This is a genomic window from Monashia sp. HAY1-5C, assembly GCF_056755255.1.
This window is the reverse complement of record NZ_JBPGXG010000206.1, coordinates 1-5276: the sequence shown is the minus strand read 5'-3', so window position 1 is coordinate 5276 and position 5276 is coordinate 1. Positions and strand designations below refer to the sequence as shown.

Below are 5276 nucleotides of genomic sequence, written 5' to 3'. Positions count from 1 at the left end.
TCCGTCGTCGGCAGCGTCAGATGTGTATAAGAGACAGCGGTGGGGCCGTGGATCGAGGAGCCGGGGGCGGCTTCGCCCGTACGCTGGGGCTCGTGAGCACGGGCAGGGGAGGGTCGCCGGTCATCGACCTGCACACCCACTCGACGGTCAGCGACGGCACCGACACCCCGTCGGAGCTCGTCGCGGCGGCGGCCGTCGCCGGCGTCGACGTGCTCGCCCTCACCGACCACGACACCGTCGGCGGCTGGGCCGAGGCCGCCGAGGCCGCCGCCGAGCACGGCATCGCGCTCGTGCGCGGCATCGAGGTGTCGTGCACGTGGCGGTACGCGTCGATCCACCTCCTGGGCTACCTCACCGACCCCTCGGACGCCGAGCTGACGCGCGCGCTGGCGCGGGCCCGTGACAGCCGGGCGACGCGGCTCGAGCGGATGGTGGCCAGGATGGCCGACGACGGCATCCCCCTCACCTACGAGCAGGTGCTGACGCAGGTCGCGCCGGGAGCGACCCCGGGACGGCCCCACATCGCCGACGCGCTGATCGCGAACGGGGTCATCGCCCACCGCGACGAGGCGTTCCGCGAGTGGCTCACCGACGACTCGCCGTACTACGTCGGTCACTGGTCCCCGGACCCCGTCCAGGCCGTCGAGCTGGTCCGGGCAGCGGGCGGCGTGCCGGTGGTCGCCCACCCGTTCACGCGGACCCGCACCGGTGGGCTGACCGACGACCTCATCGAACGCATGGCCGACGCGGGCCTCGTCGGACTCGAGGTCTTCCACCGCGACCACGGGCCCCGGGAGGTCGCGCGGGCCACGGCGCTCGCGGCCCGGCTCGGCCTCGTCGCCACCGGGTCGAGCGACTACCACGGCACCGGCAAGCTGAACCGCCTCGGCGAGAACACGACGGCCCCGGAGGTGCTCGAGGTGATCGAGGCCGCGGCGAACGGCGTGACACCGGTGCTGCGTCCCTGACGGCGCCGCTGCTGGCCCTGGCGGGTCGGGGCGGCGTGTCGTGCCTGGGTGTCCGGCGGCGTGTGGGGCGGCGTGTGGTGCGGCGGGCTGTCGGGGGTGAACCGTAGGGTGACGGCGTGAGCATCGGAGCGACGCAGCAGCCGAGCTTCGCGGGCATGCCGACACCGCTCTACACCGGCTCGCCCTCGCGGCTCCTCGCGTGGCTCGACTGCCCGCGCCGGTACCGCATGCAGTACCTCGACCGGCCCCGGCCCGCGGCACGTCCGCAGCGCGCGCACACCTCGGTGGGCATCGCGACGCACAACGTCCTTCGCGACTTCTGGGACCTGCCGCCCTCCGAGCGAACCCCGGCCGGGGTCGCCGAGCTCGTGCGCACGTCCTGGATCGACGTCGGGTTCCGCGACCCCGAGCAGTCGATGGCCTGGCGCCTGCGGGTGCGCGACGCCGTCACCGAGTACCTGCGCCGCAGCGACCGCGACCGGCAGCCCGTGGGCCTCGAGCGCAGCGTCTCCCTCAAGACCGGCGAGATCGCCGTGACGGGCCGCATCGACCGTCTCGACGACCGCGACGGCGAGCTCGTCGTCGTCGACTACAAGACCGGCCGGCAGGTCCCCACCGACGACGACGCCCGCACCTCGCTGCCGCTCGCGCTCTACGCCGTCGCCGCGGCCCGGATGTTCCGCCGGCCGTGCCTGCGCGTCGAGCTGCACCACGTCCCCACCGGAACCGTCGCGAGCCACGTGCACACCGATGACTCGCTGGCCCGCAAGGTCGCCGAGGCGGAGTCCATCGCCACCGACCTGCGCCGCGCCGACGCCGACTTCGCCGAGGTCGGCGTCGAGTCCACGCGCTTCGCCCCACGGCCCTCGCCACTGTGCTCGTGGTGCGACTTCCGCGCACACTGCCCGGAGGGGCAGCAACAGGGCCCCGAGAAGTCCGACTGGGCCGGGCTCGAGCGCGACGACGACCAGGAAGGGCTCCCATGACCGACCTGCGCGACGCGTTCCTCGCGGCGGCCGACCACGTCCTCGCCCTCGTGTCCCGCGACGACGTCGCCGAGGCCTGGAACCGCCCGAGCGCCCTGCCCGCCTGGGACGTCGGCGGTCTCGTCGCCCACCTCGCCGGACAGCCGTCGACGGTGGTGACGCTCCTGTCGGCCGAGCCGGCGCGCGACCCGATACCGCTCGAGGAGCACTACCGCCGCTCGGCGTGGGTCGGTGCCGACCTCGACGACGAGGTCAACGTCGCGATCCGCGAGGGCAGCGACGAGAAGGCCGCCGCCGGACGCGACGAGGTCCTCGCGGGCGTCCTCGCGGCCCGGGAGGTGCTGCCCGACCTGTTGGCCGCGCAGCCGGCCGACCGCGCGGTGCTCATCCCGTGGCAGGGCTGGTCGCTGCGCCGCGACGACTTCCTGACCGGTCGGATGATGGAGGTCGTCGTGCACGGTGAGGACGTCGCCGCGAGCGTCGGGTTCACCGCCCCGCAGCTGCCCGACGACGTCCTCGACCCCGTGCTGCGCCTGCTGACGCACCTCGCCGCCGAGACGCACGGCCAGGGCGCCGTCGTCTCGGCCCTCTCGCGCTCCGAGCGCGCTCCGCGGACCATCTCGGCGTTCTGAGCGCCGGCCTGACACACTTGCCGCCATGGCCGCCCGTTCCCGCCAGGACGCCAGCAGCACTCCACTCACCCCATCCGCACCATCGGCCCCACCCGGGGTCCCACCGAGCCGTCCCACGGTGCTCGCCGTCGCCAACCAGAAGGGTGGCGTCGCCAAGACGACGTCCGTCGCCAGCCTCGGGGCCGCCTTCGCCGAGCACGGCAGGCGCGTCCTGCTCGTCGACCTCGACCCGCAGGCCTGTCTCACCTTCTCCCTCGGGGTCGACCCCGACGCCGTCGAGCAGTCCGTGCACGACGTGCTGACCGGCCGGACGCCGCTCGCCGACGTCGTCGTCTCGTGCGAGGAGGGCGTCGACCTCGTGCCGTCGACGATCGACCTCGCCGGTGCAGAGGCAGCCCTCATGCCCCGCCCCGGCCGCGAGTACGTCCTTCGCGGCGCCCTCGAGGACCTCGCAACGGCCTACGACGTCGTGCTGCTCGACTGCTCGCCGAGCCTCGGCGTGCTCACCCTCAACGCGCTCACCGCCTCCGACGGCCTCGTCATCCCGATGCCGTGCGAGATGCTGAGCCACCGGGGCGTCGGGCAGCTGCTCGACACCGTCGCCGACGTGCAGCGCATCCTCAACCGCGACCTGCAGGTCTGGGGCATCCTGCCGACGCTCTTCGACGGCCGCAGCAACCACGCCCGCGAGGTCCTCGCCGACGTGGGGGAGCGCTATGACCTGCCGGTCCTCGACCCCCCGATCCCCAAGACGGTTCGGTTCGCCGAGGCGCCCGCCGTCGGGCGGTCGATCCTGTCCACGGCCCGCACCTCCCGCGGCGCGCAGGCCTACCGGGACGTCGCGGCGTCGCTCCTGCCGCGTCTGTGACCGGACGCCGGGAATGTCTCGTCGACCGGTGACGCTGCATCCGAGAGTGTCGCCCATCTTCCGTGAAGGAGAACCCTGTGATTTCCACGCCCGCACTGGTCGCACCCCACGCCGGAGCCCCCTTCGAGGCCCGGAGCGTCGAGCACCGCGACCTGCGTGACGACGACGTCCTCATCGACATCGCGTTCGCCGGCATCTGTCACAGCGACATCCACCAGGTCCGCGAGGAGTGGGGCAGCGCGATCTTCCCCATGGTCCCCGGCCACGAGATCGCCGGCGTCGTCTCCGCCGTCGGTGACGGCGTCACGACGTACAAGGTCGGAGACCGCGTCGGCGTCGGGTGCATGGTCGACTCGTGCGGTGAGTGCGAGTTCTGCAAGAACGGCGAGGAGCAGTTCTGCACCAAGGGCGCCGTCATGACCTACAACGGCACGGGCTACGACGGCGAGAAGACCAAGGGGGGCTACGCCCGGCAGGTCGTCGTCTCCGAGCGCTTCGCCGTCGCGATCCCCGACGGCCTCGAGCTCGACGTCGCCGCCCCGCTGCTCTGTGCGGGCATCACGGTGTACTCGCCGCTCAAGCGCTGGGGCGCCGGCCCCGGCAAGAAGGTCGCCGTCATCGGCCTCGGCGGTCTCGGCCACATGGCCGTCAAGCTGGCTGCCGCCATGGGCGCCGAGGTCAGCGTGCTGAGCCGTACCGACGCCAAGAAGGAGGACGGCCTCGCCCTCGGCGCCACGAGCTACCACGCCACCTCCGAGGACGGCGTCCTCGCCGGTCTCAGGAGCAGCTTCGACCTCATCGTCAACACGGTGAGCGCCGACCTGCCGATGCAGACCTACATCGGGCTGCTGCGCCCGCTCGGCGTCATCGCCAACGTCGGGCTGCCCACGGGCAACTACGACTTCGCACCCGGTGCCGTCGTCGGCGGCAGCCGCGTCGTCGCGGGGTCGAACATCGGTGGCATCCCCGCCACGGCCGAGATGCTCGCCTTCTGCGCCGAGCACGGCATCGGCGCGACGGTCGAGACGATCTCTGCCGACGAGGTCGACGCCGCCTACGACCGTGTCGTCGCCGGCGACGTCCGCTACCGCTTCGTCATCGACACCGCCACGATCGGCTCGCCTTCCTGAGACGGGCGCCCCCGGTCAGGCGGTCTCCGGCTCCGGGTCCAGCGCGGGCAGGCCGTCGATCGAGGTCGCGTTCTTCTGCGAGCGATAGGTCACCAGCCCCGCCGGTCCCCGCTTGTCGGCCCACGAGGTGAGCAGGTCGCGCTGGGCCGTGTACTCGTAGCGCGGCACGGCGAACCCGCAGGAGTCCGAGACCCGTTCGACGTCCACGACGACCAGTCCGCGCACGCCCGGCAGGTCGACGTCGAACCGGCCGGCCCACGCGTCGAACTCGTCGTCGCCCGGACGCAGGTGCCGGCCCGTGCCGTGCAGGCGCACGATGTTCGGCGGGCCCTCGAAGGCGCAGAACATCAACGTGATCCGGCCGTTCTCCCGCAGGTGGGCGACCGTCTCCGCGCCGCTTCCGGTGAGGTCGAGGTAGGCGACCGTGTGCTCGTCCACGACGAGGAACGTGCCGTCGACGCCCTTCGGCGAGACGTTGACGTGCCCGTCGGCCGCGAGGGGCGCGGTCGCGACGAAGAACATCCGCTGGGCCTCGATGAACGCGTGCAGCCGTCCGTCGATCGACTCGTGCAGCTTCATGGTGGGCAGCCTAGGTCCAGGCCCTGGGCTGACCTCGGCGCGACCGCAGGTCGGAACGGGAGGGGCCGCGTCCCACCTGTCTCTTATACACATCTGACGCTGCCGACGACGGA

At 72.8% G+C, this 5276-nt stretch carries 6 protein-coding genes; 5 read left to right on the top strand and 1 reads right to left on the bottom strand.

The genetic code is table 11. The features are described 5' to 3' along the window. Window positions 1-20 precede the first annotated feature (20 nt). The 5 genes from ACR9ZK_RS20585 (at window position 21) to ACR9ZK_RS20565 (ending at window position 4584) form a co-directional block, all read left to right on the top strand. On the top strand, window positions 21-968 hold the full coding sequence (locus ACR9ZK_RS20585) for a PHP domain-containing protein (protein ID WP_481343827.1): 948 nt from the start codon (window positions 21-23) through the stop codon (window positions 966-968). Between the two features lie 116 nt (window positions 969-1084). After that, entirely contained in the window at window positions 1085-1954 is an 870-nt protein-coding gene (locus tag ACR9ZK_RS20580; protein WP_481343826.1) for a RecB family exonuclease, read from the top strand. Further along, window positions 1951-2586, top strand: coding sequence for a maleylpyruvate isomerase N-terminal domain-containing protein (locus ACR9ZK_RS20575; RefSeq protein ID WP_481343825.1), 636 nt, complete (start codon window positions 1951-1953; stop codon window positions 2584-2586). Before ACR9ZK_RS20580 ends, ACR9ZK_RS20575 begins: the two co-directional genes overlap by 4 nt. Before the next feature lie 25 nt (window positions 2587-2611). After that, window positions 2612-3454 (top strand): ParA family protein, encoded by an 843-nt coding sequence (locus ACR9ZK_RS20570; RefSeq protein WP_481343824.1) that lies wholly within the window; start codon window positions 2612-2614, stop codon window positions 3452-3454. Window positions 3455-3531: 77 nt separating this feature from the next. Then, window positions 3532-4584 (top strand): NAD(P)-dependent alcohol dehydrogenase, encoded by a 1053-nt coding sequence (locus ACR9ZK_RS20565; RefSeq protein ID WP_481343823.1) that lies wholly within the window; start codon window positions 3532-3534, stop codon window positions 4582-4584. A 15-nt stretch (window positions 4585-4599) separates the two neighbouring features. On the opposite strand, the gene ACR9ZK_RS20560 is transcribed toward ACR9ZK_RS20565, so the two are convergent. Next, a complete protein-coding gene (locus ACR9ZK_RS20560) occupies window positions 4600-5163 on the bottom strand; it encodes a pyridoxamine 5'-phosphate oxidase family protein (protein WP_481343822.1) in 564 nt (187 codons plus the stop codon). Window positions 5164-5276: the final 113 nt, after the last annotated feature.